The 725-nt window shown below is 40.3% G+C and carries 1 protein-coding gene and 1 pseudogene; both read left to right on the top strand.

The window, feature by feature from the left end; translation table 11 throughout:
• A partial coding sequence (gene gpGT / locus ACTWQB_RS17405) for a phage tail assembly chaperone GT (protein WP_443140406.1) occupies positions 1-182 on the top strand: 182 nt, incomplete at its 5' end.
• A gap of 29 nt (positions 183-211) precedes the next feature.
• Positions 212-725, top strand: a pseudogene (locus tag ACTWQB_RS17400) (hypothetical protein); the annotation flags it as partial.

Below are 725 nucleotides of genomic sequence, written 5' to 3'. Positions count from 1 at the left end.
ATGACGACTTTACCCCAGAAAAACAAAAACAATATTTAGACGACATGGTATTGAAGATGATGAAACAAGGTAAAGACATCAATGACATTCTGAATATGCCGTTCAACTTCGTGTTTGAATTATTATCCGAACAGCATAGACCAAAAGAGGAAACATCATTAATTGCCGCCTTTGGCGGTTAATTTTATCCCTCGAGAAGGGAGGGTGAATATTGGCAGAGAGAATTGAAGGTTTAAATATAGGACTTGATTTAGACACCCTAACGCTTGATAGAGGGTTAACAGGCGTTAAAGACCGACTCAAAACGGTTAACTCTGAAATGCGTAAAAATATGAGCGCGTTTGATCGGGGCGATCGCTCCATCAATAAATATGAAACGCGTCTTCAAGGACTCAATAAAAAGTTAGAAGTACAGAAAAAAGTAACAGAAGAAACGTACAAAGAATATCAAAAAATGGTAGACGAGCATGGTGAAGGGTCCAAGGAAGCGGAAAAAGCGGAGCGAGCTTATAACAATCAAGCAGCCGCCCTAAATAATTTGGAACGTTATGTTCAGAACACAACCGAAGAACTTGAAGAGATGAGGCGAGAACAAGCATTTCAAGAATCTGGTTGGGGTCGTTTAACGACGAATTTAGACCAGTTTTCAGACAAAATGAATAACATGGGCGATACCCTTACCGGTTTTGGCCAAACCATGAGTATGCGTGTGACAGCTCCTATTG

The sequence above is a fragment of the Piscibacillus sp. B03 genome (assembly GCF_052246295.1).
Classification (GTDB): Bacteria; Bacillota; Bacilli; order Bacillales; family Alkalibacillaceae; genus Piscibacillus.
The sequence above is the reverse complement of the archived record's forward strand: the minus strand, read 5'-3'. Positions and strand labels throughout refer to the sequence as shown.